Genomic DNA, 21,532 nt, shown 5'->3' with positions numbered 1-21,532 from the left:
CGAACACTAAGCATTTGTTTAAAGCAGAGGGTATTGCGAGATGGCAATGCCCTCTTTATTGTCTTAAGGCCGCCTCATTAGTCCGAAAAGCTACCTACTTTCAGCTACTGTCTCGTTTTACTAAGAAGTTCTAAACTCAGCTCCAAGGTAGCCTTCAGTAGATAGCTTTTCTCCCTAATGAGGCTACTTAACGAAAAAAAGGGAATTACTAGTTAATGACTAACAGCTTAAAAAACTGCTTAACGACAATGAGAACAATAATAATGAAAAAGCATGACATATGAGAGTGATGAGGCTAAAGAAGCCTTCATCATATAATAGAGTGAGAAATAAATAGGTATCTACTATTAAAGATAAATGGAATAGAAAGGAGGATAGAAATGAACGAAGAAGAAATTAAAGATCGACTAACTAAAACTTGTGTTTGTAGACAAGTGACAAGAGCTAAAATTAAAGCAGCCATTATGGATGGTGCAGATACAATGGAGAAGGTCAAAGCTAAGACAGGAGCTATGAGTGGTTCTTGTCATGGTAGAAAGTGTAAAGGTAGCATTGAAGATCTATTAGCTAGATATAAAGAAGAAGGTAGTTTTTAAACCTAACTTCTAGCTGAGTCAAGCACATAGAAAAATAAGCTAAATAGTGTATTACAAAAAGCACCGTGTCAAAATAGAGCGTTGAATCATTCTATTTTGACACGGTGCTTTTGATTAAGTTAATTAAGCTTGTGGATTTTTTCTGGTTAAATAGCCCATATTATATAAGAACATAAAGACAGCCATACCACAGATGATGATATAACCAAGGCCACTATATAGATCCGGTATTTGTCCAAAGAGGATGAAGCCTAGGATAGCAGCGAAGATGACTTGTGAGTAATCGTATACTGAGATTTCTTTAGCAGGAGCGTAGCAATAAGCCGCTGTAATAGCAAATTGACCACCAGTAGCAGCAAGGCCTGCAAAGAGTAAATACCCAATTTGAAGTAAAGACATTTCATGATATTGAAAGATTAGGAATGGTAAAGTCACCAAGCAAGAAAAACTGGAGAAGAAAAAGACGATAAAGGGCCCTTTTTCTCCTCTTTGTCCTAATGATCTAACAGCTGTATAAGCAGCTCCAGCACCAATGCCTCCTAATAAGCCAATCAAAGAGGGTACTAAGTCTAGATTACTAAAGGATGGTTTAATGATAAATAAACTTCCTATAAAAGCACCAATGACAGCTAGGGATTGCACCCAGTTTACCTTTTCCTTAAGGAAGAGATAGCTAAAGATAATCACAAAGAAAGGTGACATCTTATTGAGCATAGAAGCATCAGAAAGAAGAAGATGATCCACCGCATAGAAATTACATAAGATGCCTACAGTGCCACAAGTAGCACGTAATAAAAGAAGCGTGAAATTTTCTTTTTTAAAAGAAAAGCCGATTTTGCTTCGCTTTAAAATAAAGGCAGCTGCTAGGAGGGCCACAAAGTTTCTAAAAAAGCTTTTTTGAATAGAAGGTAAATCTCCGGAGAGTCTTACAAAGGTATTCATTAGTGCAAAGCAAAAGGCAGCTAGTAGAATATAAAGTATGCCTTTGTATTTTTCGTTCATAATAAGTTCCTCGAATCTGTCTATAATCTATGATGGTGATTGAATAATGCCACCTCTATATAAGGATAGCCCTTTAAGGAGCGTGTTGCAAGTCCTTGAAGGCTGCAATTAATAAGTAGCCTTGCATTTTTTACAAATTATGTTATAATGTATAAGCACACGAGATGAAGAAAGGAGCACACCATGGCTAAGGATAGAACTAGCTTTAAAGTCATAGCGAACAATAAGAAAGCATACCATGACTATTTTATAGATGAAGTCTATGAAGCAGGTATTGCACTTGCTGGAACAGAAGTAAAATCCATTCGTCAAGGAGGATGCTCTGTTAAAGAAAGCTTTATTAAGATCAAAAATGGGGAAGCATTTATTTTCAATATGCATGTTAACCCTTACGATCACGGGAACATTTTCAATAAAGACCCACTGCGTACCCGTAAGCTTTTACTTCATAAAAGAGAAATTAATAAACTCATTGGTGAAACCACTCAAAAAGGCATGACGATTGTACCACTTCGTGTGTACATCAAGGGCAGCCTTGTGAAAGTGGAAATGGGGCTTGCACGAGGTAAAAAACTTCATGATAAACGCCAAGATATCGTGAAAAAGGACACACAGCGTGCTAGCGAAAGAGAATTTAAAATTAAAAACCTTTAAATTTTGGTAGCTTTAGCAGAATTTACTTCTAGTAAGTAATCGCAAGCTATAGTATAATAACATTCTAACTGCTAGTGTAGTCGATCTAGCCGTTATAAACCAAAGTCACCTTATTAAGAAGTAGGAGAATGTCTTTACAGCGTAAAAGGCACTTACTTCAGCAAGACACTGTTCTTGTTATAATAAGGGGGTGCACTGGTTTCGACGGGGGTCACATCTACTGGGGCAGCCATCCGTAGAACGCCGGAGTCTACGTTAAAAGCTGGCACTTAAAGTAAACGCTGAAGATAATTTAGCAATCGCTGCCTAATTAAGGCGCAGTCCTCCTAGGTCTTCCGCAGCCTAGATCAGGGCTTCGACTCGCGGATCCTTCACCTGGCAAAGCTTTGAGCCAACGTGAACACTATGAAGCTACTAAAATCTAGAGCCTGTCTTTGGGCGCTAGATGGAGGGAATGTCAAAACAAAGAATATGATGGTAGAGACCACGCTATATGGGCTTTCGGACAGGGGTTCGATTCCCCTCACCTCCATTAACTAAATCCTCGTAATACTCGAATGATGAGTGTTACGGGGATTTTGGAGTTTTTACGGAAATTTACAGAAAAAGTTAATACTAGATAAAAATAACTAATTCTTGGATAAAAAGTAATTTGTATATTAAAGGGTTTTTAATTTAGACTAGCTAGTTATTTTCAATGGTAATTGTTAAATTTATAATTAAGTATATTAAGGAAACATAGATTATCTAAAATACGGGGTATACAATGGATATTGAAAAGAGAGTAAAAAGTGCTTTAGATGATTTTTATACTAGAAACCACATTGATAAGGAAAGATATTTAGCAGATCATAGGCTAGCAAGGGAACAATGCAAAGAGATTGATATATATATTGGGAAAGATATATTGGAAGATAACTTGCATAACTGGATAAGCCGGTTAGATGAAGAAATGGCAGATAAATTATTGAAGTTATTTAGTAAATATACATATGTTACTCAACAAGAGATGCAATATTTATTAAGCATCTTATTTGAAAGAATACAAGAAGAAGTACTTAAGCAAGGTGGAAATTATAGTGAAATATTATTTATCTCAGTAGAGGCAAAGTATAAATCTGGAGGAGATAATATTCGTTCTATTTTGCAAGCAATTAATATGAATTATATGACTAAGGAGCAATATATTGCATCAATTTCCAGGATTGACGCAAGTATAGTTGATAAATATAAATATATAATATTTATTGATGATATTATAGGAACTGGGTTTACTACATACACTAATATTAAGATGACCTATGAGAGATTTAATAACATAGACTGGAAAAGTAAAAAAATTATGTTGTCATGTCTTTATGCGAGAGAAAAATCAATTAATATGGTTAGGAAGTGGTGTAAGAAGGAATTAAATCTTGATATAAAATCTGTATTTTTTAATAAGTTGCATCGTTGTTTTGAAACAGGATATTGTTTTTCAGATGAAGAAATGGTAGCTGCTAAAGAATTAATTGCTAGTTATGAAAGATTAGTAAATGAAAACCCAAGAATTGAAGAAAAAGAATATTTTTTAGGATTTAGAGAAAGTAAAGCGTTAATATCTTTTTACTATGAAACACCCAATAATACACTATGTTCATTTTGGAAGTATTCCGAGTATGGACTACCTATTTTTCCACGTCAAACACAAAGACAGCCTAGTCGTCTTTGTATAAATGATTTGAAGAAGAAAAAAAGAGATTAATAGATTAAACGCATATAATGCGGGGGTGCTAATAAATAATGAGAATGTATAGTAATCTAACAATTCCAGAGGTAATAATTTTGAAATCTATAAAAGAAAATGGAAGAATTGATTTTGTTAAATTGGGCATTGAATTAGGATTACCAGCTGGTATGATAGTAAATTTAGTTCAGGAACTATATGATAGAAGATTTATAAAAGTTAAACAAAAAAGAATATATCTTACAGATAAAGTATATCATCCTTTACTTGAATGTGAAAAGTGGTTTAGTGATATAGAAAGCATAAGTGATAAGGTAGAATTTGAGTGGAATTACTTGTATGTACCTGATAATTTTGATAATATAGAAAAGAGCAACTAGATTGAGGCGATTCGCCTCCTTGGAAAAGGGTACTAAGTTTCTGTCGCACACCAATTTATAAGCTTATAAATTGGTGTGCGACAGAAATGAAATAAATAGTAGTTGCTCTTTTTGTATGGGGGAAAAGATGTATAATTATGAATATACAATACGTTTATGTGAAACACTAAAAAGTCTAAGTGCTGATGATGTATATATATCTAAATGTTGTAATTATGCTGAAGGATTATTGGATAAGGAATTACCGGTAATATTTGATCCTACACATTTAAAGCAAATATTACGTTTAGATGATATTTCTCTTGATGAGTATCATATTTTTTATATTGATAAGAAAAATGGAGGTTCGAGAGAGATTAATGCACCAAGTGAAGAATTAAAGAAAAGACAAAGATGGATATTGAAAAATATTTTAGAAAAGATAAGTATATCTCATAATGTCCATGGATTCATTAAAGGAAAATCAATAGTTTCAAATGCAAGAAAACATTTAAATAAAGAGTATGTATTAAATATTGATATAAAAGATTTTTTTCCATCTGTTACAAAATATAGTGTTGAAAAGATATTTAGAAGAATGGGTTATTGTAATAGTGTAGCACAATTATTAGCAAGAGTTTGTTGCTATAGAGGTGGCTTACCTCAGGGAGCTCCTACTAGTCCTTATTTAGCTAATTTAGCGTTTGATGAAGTAGATCAAGAGATTATTAACGTAGTAAGAAATAGAGACATTACTTATACCAGATATGCAGATGATATGACATTCTCAGCTAATTATGATTTGAGTACATTTAAAAAAGAAGTTTATAAATCACTGGGGAAGTATAGATTTAGCCCTAACATAATGAAAACACATCAAATGAGTGGTGAAAAACGTAAGTTAGTAACAGGATTAATAGTTGATGATAAGGTTAAAGTGTGTAAAAAATATAAAAGAAAATTGAGACAAGAGATATACTATTGCAAAAAATTTGGCGTTACTAATCATTTAAGAAATTGCCATAGTGAAAAAAGTATTAATTATAAAGAATATTTATATGGTAAAGCATATTTTATTAAGATGGTTGAAGAAATAGTAGGAGAAAAATTTTTAGCAGATTTGGATTCTATAGATTGGTATTAATGTATTTTAGGAGTGTAGATAGTTGAAAAATGGAATATTTTAATAAGAATAAATGATATGACTATGAGTGCGCTGTATTATGAATAGTATATGTAAATTATAATATTATTATTTCGTGAACTGTACATAGAGTAAATTACCTTTATTTACTAAATCCTCGTAATACTCAGATGATGAGTGTTACGGGGATTTTGGAGTTTTTAAGAAAAAATCACTTAAATAGGAAAACTAGATATAAATTAACTAAAATTTATAAGCACATGACAATGTATTTATAAGGTTTTCTAATAGGGGGATAATATGAGTAAGTATCTAAAATATATACCTAAGACCTTACAAGAGGGCTTTACTAATAATAAGGTAGTTCCATTAGTCGGAACAAGATTTTCAAAAAATGCTGACATACCTAAAGGCGTTAGTATGCCGGATTGGAATCATTTAGGAAAAAAATGGCAGAGTATATAGAGGGGTATCAATATGTTAATGCTATAGATGCACTTTCGCTTTTTGAAAGCGAATATTCAAGAGTTAAATTAATAGAGGTTATGGCTAAAGAATTACATAGTAATATCCTAAGGTATCAAAAAATAATAAAGAATTTTGTAGAAGTATATATAATGACTATCTAGAAGTAATATTCAATGTACTTTTTTTGAGAATAATGATAAAATTAAAAATAAAAAGTAGTAGTATGTATAGTTATTTAAAATAGAGTGATGTCCATATTTTCTTGAATAGCATTTTTAGTATCTATAATGAAGCCGCTAAGCTGTATTATGGAATGATTGGCGCGATATTCAAAAATATGATTGCAAGATATTGAAGTAAATGTTGAAAAGTTATGGGAAGTAGAAGAAAGAATTATTAATCATGGTTCTGGGAATGCACAAGAAAAAATACATGAAGAATTAAAAAATAGGTTTATTGATAAATTACAAGATATAAATGTGATTGGAGAAAATCAAGAGGATAGAAAAGATGAACACATAAAGGGCATTAAAGGATGTGTGGAATACATATATAGTGAAGAGTTTATGACAGACATATTTGGTAGCACTAAAACAAAAGATAATGTGGTAAAAAAGAATTATACCATTACAGATATATACAATTGGTTATTAGATGATTACTACCAAGTAAATTATGCTATTAAATTTAAGAACAGACCGCTTGGAGCATTATCACCAGGTCAAAAAGGACTGGTTTTAATGAAAATATTCCTTTTATTAGATAATGAGAATAAACCGTTATTGATTGACCAACCAGAAGACAATTTGGATAACAAGTCAGTATTTAAAGATTTGGTTAATGATTTTAAAGAGATAAAGAAAAAAAGACAAATTATTATAGCCACACATAATCCTAATTTAGTAGTGAATACAGATAGTGAACAAGTTATAGTAGCTAGATTTGATGATGTGCCAGCTAAAGATAAACCAAGAATAATGTATACTTGTGGCTCACTTGAAAATAAAGAAATACGTAAGTTAGTTTGTGACATATTGGAAGGTGGAGACCAAGCATTTATTAAAAGAGAACAAAGATATTCGTTAAAATTTGATGAATAAGTTTAATTTTATGATATAGTAACGTTACAATTTGAGAAAATCAGGAGATGCGACTCACCTCCATGGTTATAACCCCCGAATTTCTGACAATTTAGTTGGAATTCGGGGGTTATTTTAGTTATCTAAAATATATTAATGAGACATTATTTTTAAATATAGGAAAGCTATATAGGATTAAAATCAATATTTGTCGATAAGGGATAAATAGTGTAAAATAGAAAAAAGAGAAATAGCAAAGGTATTTATATATGTACATGATAGAGAGCTAGCTTTTAATTAAAAGAGAAAATAATATTGAAAAATATGAAGATTAATAAAGTACAAAATTTTATATATTGATAATTATTATATATAGGGGTTTAAGCACTATTAAAGGTAGACAGGAGACAGAGAATGGCTAAGATAGGTAAAGTGGAATGGAAATTAGAAGATGATGTAGATGATTATGTAAAAGAACAACTGGAAGAATTAAACTTAAAAAAATTAGTTGATTATAATGTACAGTCAAGTATGTCTGATTATATGAAAGAGGCATTAAAGGGATCGGCTAAAACAAAAAAGAAGACAAGCTTTGGGATACCATTAGGGAATAACCTTTCTCACGACATATATAAGTGTAAAAGATTAAATCAAACAACTTCCTATGGTAGAATCACCACAGCATCAACTTGGCGCACTGACCGGCCCTTGTAAGTCTCAATCTATTGTTATAGGTACCTCTGGTTTTAAGGAAAAGGTTTGCTTGTGTGCTGCAAGGGAGGCGCCGCTTATAAGTTGCTAAAAAAGCTTTTACAAAAAATAAAGTTTTAAACCAGAGTCTTAAAGCCTTAGCTTCCTCATACATAAGGGTGCACCGGCTAAGACTTTTAGGAGCTCCTCACTCTTCGTTTAAACTTTTATAACTGGTGCTATGATCCTTAAAAGTGTATGCTCACTGAGGAGCTGTAGTCATGCCTTTTTGGGAAAGAAGCATTAGTTATAAAAGTGAATAATGAAGTGCTGGAGCACAAAGATGGCCAAGTGAGTGATCGCTTGGCTATTTTTGTGCGTGCACCCAGCGCGGGTACAACCTAATGGATAGCAGTCACTGTTATGATAAACCTCCAATTTTTGAGGTTTACTATTTGCTAAATGATGAACAACTTTTAATTTTTCCTATTCCTTTGTTCGTATTGCCCCTATTTGTACATTATGTTAATATATTTTCTGCTGTGCAAATGATTAGCATGGTTAGAACTTATGATTGGAGAATATTATGAATAAAAGATTAAGACGTTATGTTCACCTTGCTTTGGCAAGTCTTATTGCTGTCAGTAGCGTTTCTGTAACTTTTGCCTCTGAATTCATTGTTAATGAATCTTTTGATAATATGATTTTAGGCGCTGCCCCAAGTGGTTATGAAGTTTCAGATAGCGTAGCTATTACGACAGTTGATTTAAATAATGATAGAAACTACTGTGTTTACCTCAATGATGGGGAAGGACAGCTTAAAATGAATAAACAATTTGCTGCTCAATCAGAGGTAGTGACACTATCTGTTGATTTTATGCAAAACAACCTAGGAAGCGGTACACATATTAATTTAACGGATGGGACAGGTTTACGTGCTGTTCGTCTTGAAACACGTGACAATGGTACTTCTCTTAACTATGTGATGAATGGCACTTATGTTAAAGTTGCTGACATTACGTCAGGCGAGTGGATGACTATTAAAATCGAAGCTAATATAAAAACTCAAACTTTTAATATCTATATTAATGACATTTTGAAAGGTAAAGATATTCCTTTCAAAAACACTGTTTCTGAAATCAGTTATTTCCAAACCCTTACGCCAGCAGATAAAGTAAGTGGACATTATATTGATAACCTGAGCATTTCTGCAAGTAAAGCACCTGTTACGATTCCAGAGGATGCTACTGAAATTACGTTTACAGTAAATGCTAATGGACAAGGTGATTTCAAAACAGTACAAGAAGCAATTGATGCTATTCCTTCGGCTACTACTCTTCCTGCAACCATCCATATTAAAGCTGGAACCTACAAGGAAGTCGTTACGATTCCTAAATCAGTTAAAAATCTTACCCTTATTGGAGAGGGCAGTGAGCAAACGATTTTAACTTATGATAATTATAATGCAAAACTTAAAGAGGATGGCACACCTTATGGTACAGGCGACAGTGCAAGTACTTTTATTAAAGGTAGTAACATCAGTGTAGAAGGAATTACTTTTGAAAACAGTTTTCAGGAAACTGGGGCAAATGGTGAACAAGCTGTTGCACTTAGTGTTACTGGAAATAATGTTCAGTTTAGAAACTGCCGTTTCCTTGGTAATCAAGATACGCTCCTTTTAGATGGTGGTACACAATACTTTACCAATTGTTACATTGAAGGCGATGTAGACTTTATCTTTGGTAGAAGTCAGGCCGTTTTTGAAGACAGTGAAATTCATTCCTTAAATCGAGGAAGTTCATCGAATAATGGTTATATTGTAGCCCCAAGAACAAGTATTGATGAAGCTTATGGATTTGCTTTTATGAATTGCAAACTCACCGCTGAAGAAGGAACAGCAAATAACTCTGTTTACTTAGGTCGTCCTTGGACACCAAGTGGTATGAGTGTAGATAAGCCAAGTGCTGCTTTCATTAACTGTGAAATGGGTGCTCATATTAAAACAGAACCTTGGACTAGCATGTCTGGTACACCAGCTTCTCATGGCCGTTTCTTTGAATACAACAGTAGCGGAGAGGGAGCTGTGATCAATGCCTCAAGACCTCAATTAACACAAACAGAAGTAGCTAATTGGACCATTACCAATGTCCTTAAAGGATGGGAACCTTCTTTCTCTATTAAAGAAGAAGTGAAACCTGAAGAGCCAGAAGTAACTCCTCCAGTGATTGAAAAAATCTACTTTACTGATGTGACTTCTACTGATGCTTATTATGATGATATTATGTTCCTTGCCAATAATGGTTATGTAGAAGGGGTTGGAAATGGCCAGTTTGCGCCACTTATGGAAATGACACGTTCTCAATTTGCTACTATTTTAAGCCGTGTCCTTAACCTTACAACCTCTAGTACAACAAGTGCTTTTACTGATGTTAAACCAAATGCTTGGTACTTTAATGGAATTCAAGCGTGTTATGAAGCTGGTCTTATCAAAGGGGTAAGTGCCACATCCTTTGCACCAAATGATAAAATTAGTAAACAGGATATGATGCTCCTTCTTTCTAGAGCTATAACTTACCTTAATATACAACTAGATGAAACGCAAAGCGATATTCAGTTCATCGATCAAGCAAATATTTCAGCTTATGCCCTTGATGGCATTAAAATCTGTATTCAGGCAGGTATCTTAAAAAATGAAGGTTACTTCATTCCGAAAAATGTAGTCACAAGAGCTGATATGGCAACTATGTTCGCTAAACTCATCCGTTTAGCCAATTAATATTGGTGATTAAATCAGTTCAGACATAGGCTAAATTAGTAAAAATATGTTATTAGCGCAAGTAGGATTTTAAACTTAAAAGTGTAGATTGACTGAGCATTTGTTATTAAAAGTGAATAATGAAGTGCTGAAGCACAAAAGTGGAGAATGTCGCAAAACTATGAATTAGTTTCGCGGCATTCTTTTGTGTGCGCCAAGCACATTGCCAAGAGCAAGGATGTCCATCGTGAGGTGGAATCTGAAAGAAGTCGAAGTCCTTAATTTCCTTATAGTGTGGGAATGCTCATACCTTAATCATAGAATGAGTCATGGTTGCTTCGATACATATAACGTACATGATACAATTATTTATTCTATTAAAGAATGCCCAGAGCGTTATGGTTTGGCATATTCAACAATAGGTAATGAATGTAGGAGATTAATACAAGTTGATATGGATGAATTTGTTGGTTGGACTATGAAGTTTTATCTTGAGAGAGATATAGAAACATTATGTGATCTTATTTGACTATATAATAAAAAAAGTATAATGTTTATTTAGAATTATATTTATTTATATATCAGAAATATAAATTGGAAGATAGAGGTGCCTTATGAAAAAAAGAATTGTTGCGGTAGTAATATCTATAGTACTGGCATTGGGGGTGTCTGGTTGTGGAGGAGGAAACAGTTCCAATAAAACATTGTATGAGCAGGGACTTGAGGTGATTTCCTTAATGGAGGAAATGGCAAGCAGTGATACATACTTGAAAATATATTCTGTGAGTAGCGAAATACAGGATATAATGAGAACTGCAGGAGAAGGAGATTTTTCTGAGCCAAAAGCTATTTACAGGGTTGCAACTTCAGAAGAAACTCTTTTAGGATTGGCGGAGATAACAGGTAGTGAAGCACCAGAGGGTTTGTCTGATACATTGAAAGACTATGTGCAATCGAGAATGAATGGCGCAATTATTAACCAGATCAATGCGATGGGAGGAGCAACGACACTGGCAGCTGCAAACATTTGTACGGGTGGAAAAACTTTTGTAAGTGATGAATTGACCGAAGATGTAATTTATCTTTACACATATGAAAGTGCTGTGCCAGTAGCAATTTCGTTTGCTGTAGGAGAAGATGGGGCAGTTTCAGCGACCGGTAATTTTATTTTGTATGAAGGTTTTAATGTGGATACAGAACAGGAGATAAAAGATTTTTTTGAAGAATTTTCGGTTAAGGTTGAAGCTATAACAAAGTAACAAATTTCAGTTTATCAAATTCAATATATGATTTAGAAAATAAAAAAATTAGAGTTTGAAGTTTTTAGACATTATACATTTTACTGGTATAAAGTATGATGATAAGAAGAGATGAAATTGAGTAAGTAAGAAGCTCACTTCATTCTAATTTATAATTCTATAAAATAGTTATTTATTTGGTGGAGATTCTTACTTATAAGAAGGGTGGGTATTAGATATGTTAATAACAAAGAGCCCTGGCATTTATGAGCAATATAAATTTTTTGATATTTCTGTATAAGTACGACGTGGTTTCTTTTGGCTTTGGGTGGTCATGATGATCTCCTCCGATAGTATATAGTCTTTATTCTACATGACCTTAAGAAAACTGTCCAATTAAGTGTAACCTATCCAGTTTTAGATAAGATCAGGTATAAATACTTGATCTTATTTTAATGGCACAAAACTACAAAATGTAACAAGTGTAAAGTGATATACTACTATAAGTAGCTTAGCTATAAGAATAGATATTTGTTTAGTGGAGATTATTTATATAATTAGGAGGAGACTAAAAATGAATAAGTATGAAGAAGGATTACAGCTAATTGAAGAGACGTTTGGAAATGGCAAAGACAATAATATTTCTCTTGCAACTGTGGCACGAGAGTTAGGAACCGACGAAAATCCTATACCAGTTGTCCGTATTGTGGATGCGTATTACGAAAATTGTACTTTTTATGTTGTTACATATGCAAAATCAAACAAAATGCTGCAAATCGAACAAAACCCTCAAGTATCAATTGCCGGTTGCTTAGAAATGTTTACTGCTACTGGAGTAGCTAAAAACCTTGGTTGGGTGCTTGACCCAAAAAATGCTGAGATTAGAAGCAAACTTCGTACAGCTTTCGCTGCATGGTATGATATGGCAAACAATGAGGATGATGAAAATTGTTGTATTTTAGCAATCCGTCTAGCAAAGGGAACATTAAACGTAAACCATTGGGAAAAATTATATCATATGGATTTTGTTAACAAGGTAGATATGGAGAGTGGAGGAATTTTTTAAGCCATTATATCACTTTAAATGTCATTTTAAAGTTTACAACTTTTATAGCATCGTACCTAATGAACAAAACACCAAGTTAGTAGTGAAGTACCTACTCGATAAAATAGTTATTTAGAGTAATAAGTAGAAGAACAGTTTTAGCAGGACCAGGTGCAATCTTGGTTCTGTTTTTGTATAATAGAGAAAATATATATTTTATAGAATTATAAAATTGAATTTGCGAGGTGAAGAGATATAGCTTCAAACAAAGAATGAAAAACTGGAATTTTTAAGGAGGTGTTTTATTATGAAATATAATAAAACAATAATATTAAAGAACGGCAAGGAATGCTGTTTAAGAAATGGAATTGAAAGTGATGGACAGGCTGTATTCGAGAATTTTAATTTGACGCATATGCAAACCGATTATTTGCTTTCATATCCAGATGAAAATAGTTTTGATGTGACACAGGAAAGCCGATTTTTGAAAGAAAAATCTGAGAGTGAAAATGAGATTGAGATAATTGCCATGGTTGACAATGTAGTTGTCGGGACTGCTGGAATTGAAGCGGTAGGCACTAAATATAAGGTGCGACATCGTGCTGAATTTGGTATTAGTGTTGCCAAAGAGTTTTGGGGAATCGGGATTGGACGAGCGTTAATGGATGCATGTATTGAATGTGCAAGGGATGCTGGATATATGCAACTTGAGCTTAATGTAGTTACTGAAAATGTAAGAGCCATATCAATGTATGAAAGAGCAGGATTTACTGAATATGGCAGAAATCCTAGGGGCTTTAATTCTCGTAAGACAGGATTTCAGGAAGTTATTTATATGAGATTAGAATTGTAATGAAAATATATTGAACAGACAAATCCCAGTTTATAGTAATAAATAGCTATTAAACTACCAATTAAAAAGATAGTTCGTTTAAAAGTTAGATTATAGAGCTACACTCTAGCATAAGGAGTGTGGTTTTTAATGCGTAGAGGTAGTAATAATTTAAAGCAGTAGCGGATAAATTTTTTAGTAAAATGGTGTTTAGTTAATAAGTGGTTGAAAATATTATAAATATAATATAAAATTAAGAAAAATGTTGCATATACGGGAAATAATATGAATTGTCCGAGATGTACAAGTGAAGATTTAACTGTAATTAATGAGGTACACTCTAAAGGAACTAAGCTTTGGAAATTATGCTTATGTGGATTTCTAGGACTTTGTGGTACGGGTAAAACGACTAATGAGCAGTACTGGGTATGCAAGAATTGTGGCAACAAATTTAAGGTATAAAAATGAGCAAAGGGGACAAAGTTTTGATGATATAAATAGAGAGTTGATTAGTGGATAATCTTGAATTTGTGGAGGAGAAAAGGAAATGAAAGATGTTTATGAAGTATGCCCTCAATTTGAAAATGAACGCTATTTATTGCGATTCCTTTCAGCAAATGATGCGCAGGATTTATTAAAGGTATATTCAGATAAAAAAGCAGTTCCCTTATTTAATTGCGATGGTTGTTTCGGTGATTTTTACTTTACGTCCTTGGAAATAATGCAAAACGTTATTGCAGCCTGGCAAGGGGAATATCAAAAAAAAGGCTTTGTACGTTGGTCGATTATAGACAAATGCAAAGCAGAAGCGATTGGGACAATTGAATTATTTCATAGAAACGCTGAGGACTATTTTACTGAATGTGGTTTGTTGCGTCTCGATCTTAGAAGTGATTATGAGACTGCAAGTGAAATAGAGCGTATCTTATCACTCATTGTTCTACCAACATTTGAAATGTTCACATGTGATAAAGTAGCAACAAAAGTGATACCAGAAGCAGGCGAGAGGAAAAATGCATTGCTAAAAATGAATTTTGTTTTATCAAGCGAGCAATTAGTAGGGCATGATGGTACAAACTACAATAATTACTTTGTACTATGTAAATAGGAGGATGATCCCAATTTAACAGATAAGAAGACTATCTGATAAAGAACGAAAAGAAAGGCATCAAGTAGCTTAGGGGCTTTGCTTGATGCCTTTTAATCATGGTTTTCTAAAACCTAGTAGCTACTCACTGCCAAAGATAAGCTCATGAAAGGACTAAGCTATGTTCAAAACCAAAGAAAAAGGTAAGACAATCGAGTTCAATACATATCAAACAGATTATTTACAAGGCTTTTTATCAAATTCAGGATTAAAAGCATAAAAGTTTTTGCTGTCTAATTCTTCTTGCATAAGTCTTAGCGCTTCGCCAAAACGTTGATAGTGGGTGATTTCTCTAGAACGTAAAAATCTAAGTGGGTCACAGATTTCTGGATCTTTGATTAAACGAAGTAAGTTATCATAAGTTGTTCTTGCTTTTTGTTCTGCTGCTAAATCTTCATGTAAATCCGTAATGGCATCGCCTTTGGATTGAAAAGTCATAACGCTATAAGGCGTACCAGATGCAGCTACAGGATAGACACCTGTTGTATGATCGATATAATAAGGTGCAAAACCAGATGCTTGCACTTCTTCAGGTGTTAAATCTTTGGTGAGTTGATAAACCATAGCGCTAATCATTTCCATATGAGCTAGTTCTTCTGTTCCGTAATGTTGTAGGTTAATCGTACTATAATTAATCAATCTTAGGGAATACATGAAGTTCAAAGTCTTCAGGGCTTGAGTGCCATCTACCACTAGTTTCTTTTGTATATACGACTTTGCTTAATATACTCTTTAGTAAAGCATTTTTCTCTGCGGGTGTCTCTGCAACACGATAAAGACTTATAACATTTTCTATATTTGGAATTAAGTTATGTGTATGCTCATTTGCTTGTAAATCTTGTTCTAATTCACTTTTTAATAATTCATAAGCATTTTTTACACTATTGATAGATTCGTTTATAACTCTTGAACGTTCCAAAAATACTTCAGTAGTATATATCCCACGCTCTAAAAAAGTATATAGACTATTCATTTGCGTATTAAGTGCGTTCAACTCAGACTCTAATTTAGTGACAGCCTTTCTTTTTTCTTTTATCTGCAAGTTATTATTTTCACCTTTAACTTTTGATTCCCATTCAAGTTTAAAATCATTTACCCATTTTTCTAAAGCAATCAGTACTCTTTTTTCGACAACACTTAGTTGAGTACTAACAGTTGTGCAAGCAGTACTAGGACACATCAATGTGTCTGGATATTTAGCACCGTATGGTCTGCGAATCATTGTACGCCCACATTTTCCACACTTAATTAGTCCAGATAACGGATTAGCAATCACTTTTTTTGAGGGAACTGGTGCCATTTTATTTTGCACTAGTAGCTTTTTAGTCAATTCCCATGTTTCATTGTCTATAATTGGCTCATGTAATCCGTCATAAATATCAGGATTAGAGCGTGGACGACTAATTTTCCTTTCTCCATCAACCATCTTTTTTACTGTTTTCCTTCTGTTCCATACAATTTTCCCTATATATACAGGATTTTCAAGTATTCCTCGAACTGACGAAGGAGTCCAATCACTATTTTTTTGAGGTTTTATATGCAGATCATTAAGGTATCTAACTATAAGAGATACACCTAAACGTGTAAATGTGCCATCTGCATTTTTCTTACCATGTGTGAACAAGTCAAATATAAGTTTAACAGTATCAGAGTCTGAATTAGGTTTTAAAGAGTATCCCTTTTGATTCTCTAGTTTGTATCGAGTGTACCCAAAAGGAGCAGTATTCCCGACATATTTCCCCTCTTTTATTGATGCTAAACGTCCAGCTTGTAGTCGACGATTAATCGTTTTGTATTCCCTACGACTCATAAATAGTCCAAACTCAAAATACTCTTCATCAAACTCATTTAATGGATCATAAGTCTTAGAAGGAGTAATTATTTTTGTTTCTGAGTATTTAAAAGTCTTTGAGATAGTTCCTTGGTCAGATGTATCACCTCTTGCAAGACGTTCCACTTCCATAACTAAAACTCCATCCCATATTCCACATTCAACTTCTTTAAGTAGATGCTGAATTACTGGTCTAGTTGATATCGTTTCACCGGAAACAATTTCTCTGTATATTTGAGTTACATTTAAGTTTTGACGTTGTGCCAACTCAATTAAAGCGTGCTCATGTCTTGCCAAAGTTTCTCCTTCACCATGAGCTTCGGCTTCTATGTCAGCCCTAGATTTTCTTAAATATATGCAGTATTGCAATATTCTCACATCCTAACATTTTTTTAAAAAGCCTATTCCGTGGCAGAAGAACCTACCACAGATAAAGGCTCAAAATATAGCGTATAGTCTTTGCATCTGTAATATAGACCGTATTTTTGCTTATAATATGCAATAGCTTCGTAAAAATATTTTTCTGTTACATATAAGTATTCGCACATATCTTGAAGAGTTGTGCAGTAATTCAATAATGCCTTTACAATTTTATCTGGGTGCATTAATTCACAATAACCACATCCACGAGCAAATCGTTCTTGCTTAACGTTTTCAACCTTAGTTTGGTTTGAAATATCGCCCACAGTTTTTTTACCATGCCAGCGCTCTTCACCCAATACACAACGCTTTTGAATAGTAGTATCTAGAATCGCTTTGTTAATTATTATCTTTCTACCCTTACACAATCCTTTAGAATGAGATTTTAACTTCATTTCCTTTACAGAAAAACCCTCATTGTATGCAATATCTAACATTTCTTCGTATGCGTACAATAGTAATCCCCCTAGTCAAATGTATCAAATAGCTTTTCATCTTCTCTTATGAGTGCAAGTTCTTCTTCATTATCAGCATAATCATTATGAGCAGCGAAAGGCTCTAAATAACTTTTATCTTCTTTAACATCTTTCTTATTAGGTAATTCAACTACGTTGCAGTATTTAGGTAGTTCAGTTAATTCAGATACACGCTTGACAGCTTCATCCTTCCCTAAATCATTTAATTTATTGTAGTTAGTAAGCAGTTCCTTTTCTTTTTCTGTAATAGTTGGAAGTTGTTCTTCTTCACTATCCCATCCCATTAAATAAGATGTAGTAGTATTCAATGCTTCTGCAAATGCCTTTATTTTTGATTGCGGTATGTCATTTGCACCTGATTCTATTTTTGCAATAGTTGAACGTGACTTATAATTTAATTTCAATGCTAATTCATCTTGAGATAAGCCCAAAGCTTCTCTTCTTTCCTTTATTCGTGTATAAAGGCTCATTTGTTTTACCTCCATATATAAACTTTTGTTTATACTATAATAACATTATGTGTAATTAAAATCAACAAAAATATATTTTTTATAAAAAAACTGTTGACTTATAATCACGAATATTGTACTATTTTGGTGTGATTAAAAATCACGAATTTTAAGAAAGGGGTGAGAACTATGACGAATACATTAGAACTAGAGATTGCAATTAAAAGAGCTGGCATAACAAAGCGAAAATTAGCAGAAATGCTTGGTTTATCAGAAATGGGGTTATACAAAAAAATTAATAACATAACAGAGTTTAAAGCTAGTGAGATTGCAAAGTTAGCCGAAATATTAGACTTAAAAAACAAGGATGAAATTTTTTTTAATCAAGAAGTGATTTAAAATCACACAAGGAGGTTGAAAAATGCAAGAACTAATGATTTTTGAAGGTAAGCAAGTAGAAGTGTTTGAATTTCAAGGCAAGGTTTTATTTAATCCAAAGCACGTAGCCGAGTGTTTAGGAATTAAAAATGTTAATGATAATATTAGCAGAATGAATGAAAACCAAGTAATTAAACTCAAAAATTCAGATATCGGCAAAACCGACATCCGAAAATTAAACAACGCAGGAGAGAACTTCTTAACAGAAAGCGGAGTTTACAAACTAATATTTAAATCACACAAAGAAGAAGCAGAACGTTTTCAAGATTGGGTTACGGATGTAGTCTTAACATCCATCAGAAAGACAGGTACATATTCAACTGGGCAAAAGCCAACCTCAGCAATGGAAGAACTTAGAATGCATTATCGAGCATTAGAGGAACATAGTCAAGAAATTCAAGAAGTCAAGGCAGAAGTAGCAGACCTAAAAGACAATATGCCACTATTCAATGTTGAATGTAAGGAAATTCAATCATTAGTAAAGAAAACAGGAACAAAGGTTTTGGGTGGATACAAGTCAAATGCTTACAATGACAATTCTCTTAGAGGAAAGGTTTATTCAGATATTCAAAAACAGTTAAGAAGAGAATTTGGTGTTGAGAAGTACGAAGCAATCAAGCGTAGCCAGTTTGATGTTGCTAAACAGATTGTTGACGAATACAAAGCACCAACAGTGCTAATACAAGAGATTAATTTATTGAACTCACAAACAACATTGTTTGATAAGAAATAAGAATAGGACAAAATACGACACGAATACATTTAACTATGTATGTGTTAAGGGGGCAGATTATGAACAAAGTTGATGGTCACGTTGTTGCAACTTACACGGAAGGTGGAGGGAAAACATATATTTGTGATGATTACATTCTAAAAACAGAAGAAGGTAAGAAGCAAGTAAAGGATGATATTATGCGTGCAGCTTGGAACATTGTTATAAACGCAAGAAAAAGAGGGATAAATATTTAATTCCAAAGTACAAAAGACAAAACAAACAACAATTTGATTAGGTAAAAAAGGAGGTACTAAAGATGAATTATCAAATGAGTAGTGCATTAGCACAAGGAGGCATGACAGAAGTTGTTTTAGTTGGTTCAGATAGCAACGATGTAAGAATTACTAGCGTTAAGTTAGTAGAAATGATTAACACATTTAGAGCAGAAGAAGGAAATACAACAGAGAAACAACATAATCACTTAATGAGAGATATAAAACTTGAAATCGAAGTTTTAGAAAAAGCCGGAATAGGTCAATCCAATTTTGGACTCGCCTCATATAATGATGCACAAGGTAAAGAAAGACCATGTTATTCACTAAACAAAGCCGGTGTCTTGCAGATGTTAAATAAAGAATCAGCAGTAGTTAGATATAAGACCGTACAGTACATAGAGAAGCTAGAGAAAGAAAACAAAACACTTAAGAAAGACTCATATATGATTGATGATCCGGTGGAACGTGCTAAGGCATGGATTAAAGAACAAGAGGAGAAAAAGGTTATTGAGCTTGAAAATGCTAAAAATAGAAAGTTGCTAGAAGAACAAGAACCGAAAATAGCCTTTGCAAATGCCATAACAGCTTCTAAGAACGCTATATTAGTTCGTGAGCTTGCTAGGTTAATATCTCAAAACGGTATCAAAATAGGCGAAAGAAGTTTGTATGCGTGGCTAAGAGAAAATGGTTACGTTGAAAAAAATTCTACTAAGGCTACTCAAAAAGCTATCAATTTAAAGGTTTTGGAGCTAGTAGAGAGAACTAGTCCAGATAAAGAAGGAAACTTCCATACTAACTTTACTACCTATGTTACACCAAAAGGACAAGCTTACTTTATAGTTAAATTTTTAGAAAGAAAAGAAATGGAGGAATGAACCATGGAAGATAAACAGAAAAAGACTACTCATGAAGTGGAAGTTCAAGAGCAGTATGTAGGGAAATGTGAATGTTGTGGTAAAGAGAACACAGTTCCCTATAGAGAAAAATTACATCCAAAGTATTGTACGGAATGTGGTAAACCTATTTCTTATCAAAAAAGCCATTTGCTTTAAAGGTTGAAGGTTGACCACAATCAGGACAGAATTTCATGTCATTTGATAATGGGAGTTCTTCACCATTGTTCATATTGCACACTGGATTTGAACAAAAGTTAATCATAAAGGTTCCACATTCTTGACAAAATTCTGCATGTTCAATGTGCTTTTCAAAACCACAATTAGGGCATTTCATAAATAATACCACCTTTATTTAGTATTTCAGCTCTGCAAAGCTGATACTAAATTTTAACATAATTCTAATAATTAAAAAAGGAGTTGAGTAGATGATCAAAAAAGCTTTAATGCTAGACGAGTTTAAAGAGCTATGTAGAGGAGAACCTAGAATAGAAGTAATAGGGGACATACTAGCAGGTATTACATCATTCGTATTTATTTTCGCACTGGCGGTACTGCTATGAATAGTTTAATTGTAAACATTAATGCATTTAGAAAAGCTAGAGGTATCACGCAGAAAAAACTAGCTGAAATGATTGGAAGGACAGAGAGTTCAATAAGAAAGTACGAGAATGGAATGGTAGAGCCTCCAATAAGTGTTGTAATTGATATCTACAAGGCATTAGGCATCAAGCTAACACTCACATATGAAGCTATATCCGAGGATGGTGATGACAAATGACATGGGGATACATATTAGTTTTATCCACAGTGTTATTCACATCTTGGAAAGTTGGACAACCTATGATAGCTAAACGAGAGAAGGCAAAAAGAAAAAGCCTTAAAGTAGCTGCAACTACAAAAAGGCCCTAAACAAATAATTTATAAGAGAAATATAGCATAGGAGAGTGATAAATGCAATGAAATATATTACTAGCCTTACAGATAATCTTACTTACAGAGAAACAAATGTTGCTAAATGGGTATTAGACAACATGATGAAAAGCCACAAGTATGAGTTTAGATTTGCAATAGAACAAGGAGCAAAAGATACGTTCACTTGTAATCAAACGGTTATTAATACATTAAGGAAATTAGAAATAGCAGAAGCTATACATTATAGAGGTAAAAAGCAAAAGAATGTAACAGTAAGCAGATTTATGAGGGAAACATTTAATGAATTAATCAAAGTGTTAGAGGTGAGGTAAATGGATCCATGTGCCTATTGTTTTGCTTACCCGCGTCAATGTGAAAATATGTG

At 33.3% G+C, this 21,532-nt stretch carries 30 protein-coding genes and 1 other RNA gene; 25 read left to right on the top strand and 6 right to left on the bottom strand.

All coding sequences use genetic code 11. The features are described from left to right. The first annotated feature begins 380 nt into the window (after nt 1-380). Nucleotides 381-596: a (2Fe-2S)-binding protein gene (locus CLOLE_RS14080; protein WP_013657801.1), complete on the top strand. Its 216-nt coding sequence runs from the start codon at nt 381-383 to the stop codon at nt 594-596. 123 nt (nt 597-719) lie between these two features. Here CLOLE_RS14080 and CLOLE_RS14075 read toward each other — a convergent pair whose 3' ends face one another. Beyond that, nucleotides 720-1,598 (bottom strand): DMT family transporter, encoded by an 879-nt coding sequence (locus CLOLE_RS14075; protein ID WP_013657800.1) that lies wholly within the window; start codon nt 1,596-1,598, stop codon nt 720-722. Nucleotides 1,599-1,781: 183 nt separating this feature from the next. On the opposite strand from CLOLE_RS14075, the gene smpB reads away from it, so the two are divergent. The 16 genes from smpB (at nt 1,782) to CLOLE_RS14010 (ending at nt 14,696) form a co-directional block, all read left to right on the top strand. Beyond that, on the top strand, nt 1,782-2,252 hold the full coding sequence (gene smpB / locus CLOLE_RS14070) for an SsrA-binding protein SmpB (protein WP_013657799.1): 471 nt from the start codon (nt 1,782-1,784) through the stop codon (nt 2,250-2,252). 186 nt (nt 2,253-2,438) lie between these two features. Further along, nucleotides 2,439-2,787: a transfer-messenger RNA gene (ssrA, locus tag CLOLE_RS22525) on the top strand. A 231-nt stretch (nt 2,788-3,018) separates the two neighbouring features. Further along, a complete protein-coding gene (locus CLOLE_RS14065; protein WP_013657798.1) occupies nt 3,019-3,996 on the top strand; it encodes a phosphoribosyltransferase-like protein in 978 nt (325 codons plus the stop codon). A gap of 38 nt (nt 3,997-4,034) precedes the next feature. Further along, nucleotides 4,035-4,358, top strand: a complete 324-nt coding sequence (locus tag CLOLE_RS14060; RefSeq protein WP_013657797.1) for a hypothetical protein — start codon at nt 4,035-4,037, stop codon at nt 4,356-4,358. Nucleotides 4,359-4,485: 127 nt separating this feature from the next. Next, a complete protein-coding gene (locus CLOLE_RS14055) occupies nt 4,486-5,481 on the top strand; it encodes a retron St85 family RNA-directed DNA polymerase (RefSeq protein WP_013657796.1) in 996 nt (331 codons plus the stop codon). 300 nt (nt 5,482-5,781) lie between these two features. After that, complete coding sequence (locus CLOLE_RS23095) at nt 5,782-5,946, top strand: hypothetical protein (RefSeq protein ID WP_013657795.1); 165 nt, start codon at nt 5,782-5,784, stop codon at nt 5,944-5,946. Continuing rightward, nucleotides 5,931-6,110: a hypothetical protein gene (locus CLOLE_RS23265; RefSeq protein WP_013657794.1), complete on the top strand. Its 180-nt coding sequence runs from the start codon at nt 5,931-5,933 to the stop codon at nt 6,108-6,110. Before CLOLE_RS23095 ends, CLOLE_RS23265 begins: the two co-directional genes overlap by 16 nt. Nucleotides 6,111-6,290: 180 nt before the next feature. Then, nucleotides 6,291-7,049 carry a P-loop NTPase family protein gene (locus CLOLE_RS21970; RefSeq protein ID WP_013657793.1) on the top strand — a complete coding sequence of 253 codons (759 nt, stop codon included), beginning with the start codon at nt 6,291-6,293 and terminating at the stop codon, nt 7,047-7,049. Nucleotides 7,050-7,442: 393 nt separating this feature from the next. Continuing rightward, nucleotides 7,443-7,742 carry a hypothetical protein gene (locus tag CLOLE_RS23430; protein ID WP_013657792.1) on the top strand — a complete coding sequence of 100 codons (300 nt, stop codon included), beginning with the start codon at nt 7,443-7,445 and terminating at the stop codon, nt 7,740-7,742. Nucleotides 7,743-8,304: 562 nt separating this feature from the next. After that, entirely contained in the window at nt 8,305-10,494 is a 2,190-nt protein-coding gene (locus CLOLE_RS22515; protein WP_013657791.1) for a pectinesterase family protein, read from the top strand. Between the two features lie 226 nt (nt 10,495-10,720). Continuing rightward, a complete protein-coding gene (locus CLOLE_RS14030) occupies nt 10,721-11,002 on the top strand; it encodes a hypothetical protein (RefSeq protein WP_041713025.1) in 282 nt (93 codons plus the stop codon). An 85-nt stretch (nt 11,003-11,087) separates the two neighbouring features. Beyond that, nucleotides 11,088-11,732 (top strand): hypothetical protein, encoded by a 645-nt coding sequence (locus tag CLOLE_RS14025; protein ID WP_013657789.1) that lies wholly within the window; start codon nt 11,088-11,090, stop codon nt 11,730-11,732. 553 nt (nt 11,733-12,285) lie between these two features. Beyond that, the gene (locus tag CLOLE_RS14020; protein WP_013657788.1) at nt 12,286-12,777 is read left to right on the top strand and encodes a pyridoxamine 5'-phosphate oxidase family protein; all 492 of its coding nucleotides are present in this window, start codon (nt 12,286-12,288) and stop codon (nt 12,775-12,777) included. Nucleotides 12,778-13,063: 286 nt separating this feature from the next. After that, nucleotides 13,064-13,609 (top strand): GNAT family N-acetyltransferase, encoded by a 546-nt coding sequence (locus tag CLOLE_RS14015; protein ID WP_013657787.1) that lies wholly within the window; start codon nt 13,064-13,066, stop codon nt 13,607-13,609. Between the two features lie 264 nt (nt 13,610-13,873). Further along, nucleotides 13,874-14,050 carry an LITAF-like zinc ribbon domain-containing protein gene (locus CLOLE_RS23090; protein WP_013657786.1) on the top strand — a complete coding sequence of 59 codons (177 nt, stop codon included), beginning with the start codon at nt 13,874-13,876 and terminating at the stop codon, nt 14,048-14,050. 85 nt (nt 14,051-14,135) lie between these two features. Then, entirely contained in the window at nt 14,136-14,696 is a 561-nt protein-coding gene (locus tag CLOLE_RS14010) for a GNAT family N-acetyltransferase (protein ID WP_013657785.1), read from the top strand. 216 nt (nt 14,697-14,912) lie between these two features. Here CLOLE_RS14010 and CLOLE_RS14005 read toward each other — a convergent pair whose 3' ends face one another. The 4 genes from CLOLE_RS14005 to CLOLE_RS13990 are packed head-to-tail and all read right to left on the bottom strand — an operon-like array spanning nt 14,913 to nt 17,932. Next, nucleotides 14,913-15,389, bottom strand: a complete 477-nt coding sequence (locus CLOLE_RS14005) for a manganese catalase family protein (RefSeq protein ID WP_083801287.1) — start codon at nt 15,387-15,389, stop codon at nt 14,913-14,915. Then, a complete protein-coding gene (locus CLOLE_RS14000; protein WP_408610332.1) occupies nt 15,367-16,944 on the bottom strand; it encodes a recombinase family protein in 1,578 nt (525 codons plus the stop codon). The genes CLOLE_RS14005 and CLOLE_RS14000 overlap by 23 nt, the downstream gene beginning before the upstream one ends. A 23-nt stretch (nt 16,945-16,967) precedes the next feature. Then, a complete protein-coding gene (locus CLOLE_RS13995) occupies nt 16,968-17,441 on the bottom strand; it encodes a hypothetical protein (protein WP_013657782.1) in 474 nt (157 codons plus the stop codon). A gap of 11 nt (nt 17,442-17,452) precedes the next feature. Further along, nucleotides 17,453-17,932 carry a helix-turn-helix domain-containing protein gene (locus CLOLE_RS13990; RefSeq protein ID WP_013657781.1) on the bottom strand — a complete coding sequence of 160 codons (480 nt, stop codon included), beginning with the start codon at nt 17,930-17,932 and terminating at the stop codon, nt 17,453-17,455. 168 nt (nt 17,933-18,100) lie between these two features. Between CLOLE_RS13990 and CLOLE_RS13985 the strand changes: the two genes are divergently transcribed. From CLOLE_RS13985 to CLOLE_RS23080, 5 genes are all read left to right on the top strand, one after another. Next, nucleotides 18,101-18,310, top strand: coding sequence for a DUF739 family protein (locus CLOLE_RS13985; RefSeq protein ID WP_013657780.1), 210 nt, complete (start codon nt 18,101-18,103; stop codon nt 18,308-18,310). Nucleotides 18,311-18,332: 22 nt separating this feature from the next. Next, nucleotides 18,333-19,082, top strand: coding sequence for an ORF6C domain-containing protein (locus tag CLOLE_RS23625; protein WP_013657779.1), 750 nt, complete (start codon nt 18,333-18,335; stop codon nt 19,080-19,082). Between the two features lie 59 nt (nt 19,083-19,141). Further along, on the top strand, nt 19,142-19,318 hold the full coding sequence (locus tag CLOLE_RS23085; protein WP_013657778.1) for a hypothetical protein: 177 nt from the start codon (nt 19,142-19,144) through the stop codon (nt 19,316-19,318). Between the two features lie 62 nt (nt 19,319-19,380). Next, nucleotides 19,381-20,214: a phage antirepressor Ant gene (locus CLOLE_RS21960; RefSeq protein WP_013657777.1), complete on the top strand. Its 834-nt coding sequence runs from the start codon at nt 19,381-19,383 to the stop codon at nt 20,212-20,214. 3 nt (nt 20,215-20,217) lie between these two features. Beyond that, nucleotides 20,218-20,391, top strand: a complete 174-nt coding sequence (locus tag CLOLE_RS23080; protein WP_013657776.1) for a hypothetical protein — start codon at nt 20,218-20,220, stop codon at nt 20,389-20,391. Here CLOLE_RS23080 and CLOLE_RS13970 read toward each other — a convergent pair. Continuing rightward, on the bottom strand, nt 20,360-20,569 hold the full coding sequence (locus CLOLE_RS13970) for a hypothetical protein (protein ID WP_013657775.1): 210 nt from the start codon (nt 20,567-20,569) through the stop codon (nt 20,360-20,362). The genes CLOLE_RS23080 and CLOLE_RS13970 overlap by 32 nt on opposite strands. Before the next feature lie 91 nt (nt 20,570-20,660). Here CLOLE_RS13970 and CLOLE_RS23830 point away from each other — a divergent pair, with 91 nt between their 5' ends. From CLOLE_RS23830 to CLOLE_RS13960, 3 genes are all read left to right on the top strand, one after another. After that, the gene (locus tag CLOLE_RS23830; RefSeq protein WP_013657774.1) at nt 20,661-20,795 is read left to right on the top strand and encodes a hypothetical protein; all 135 of its coding nucleotides are present in this window, start codon (nt 20,661-20,663) and stop codon (nt 20,793-20,795) included. Further along, a complete protein-coding gene (locus tag CLOLE_RS13965) occupies nt 20,792-21,013 on the top strand; it encodes a helix-turn-helix domain-containing protein (protein ID WP_013657773.1) in 222 nt (73 codons plus the stop codon). Before CLOLE_RS23830 ends, CLOLE_RS13965 begins: the two co-directional genes overlap by 4 nt. Before the next feature lie 178 nt (nt 21,014-21,191). Then, a complete protein-coding gene (locus CLOLE_RS13960) occupies nt 21,192-21,479 on the top strand; it encodes a hypothetical protein (RefSeq protein ID WP_013657771.1) in 288 nt (95 codons plus the stop codon). Nucleotides 21,480-21,532 lie beyond the last annotated feature (53 nt).

This window comes from Cellulosilyticum lentocellum DSM 5427 (assembly GCF_000178835.2).
Classification (GTDB): domain Bacteria; phylum Bacillota; class Clostridia; order Lachnospirales; family Cellulosilyticaceae; genus Cellulosilyticum; species Cellulosilyticum lentocellum.
The sequence above is the reverse complement of the archived record's forward strand: the minus strand, read 5'-3'. Positions and strand labels throughout refer to the sequence as shown.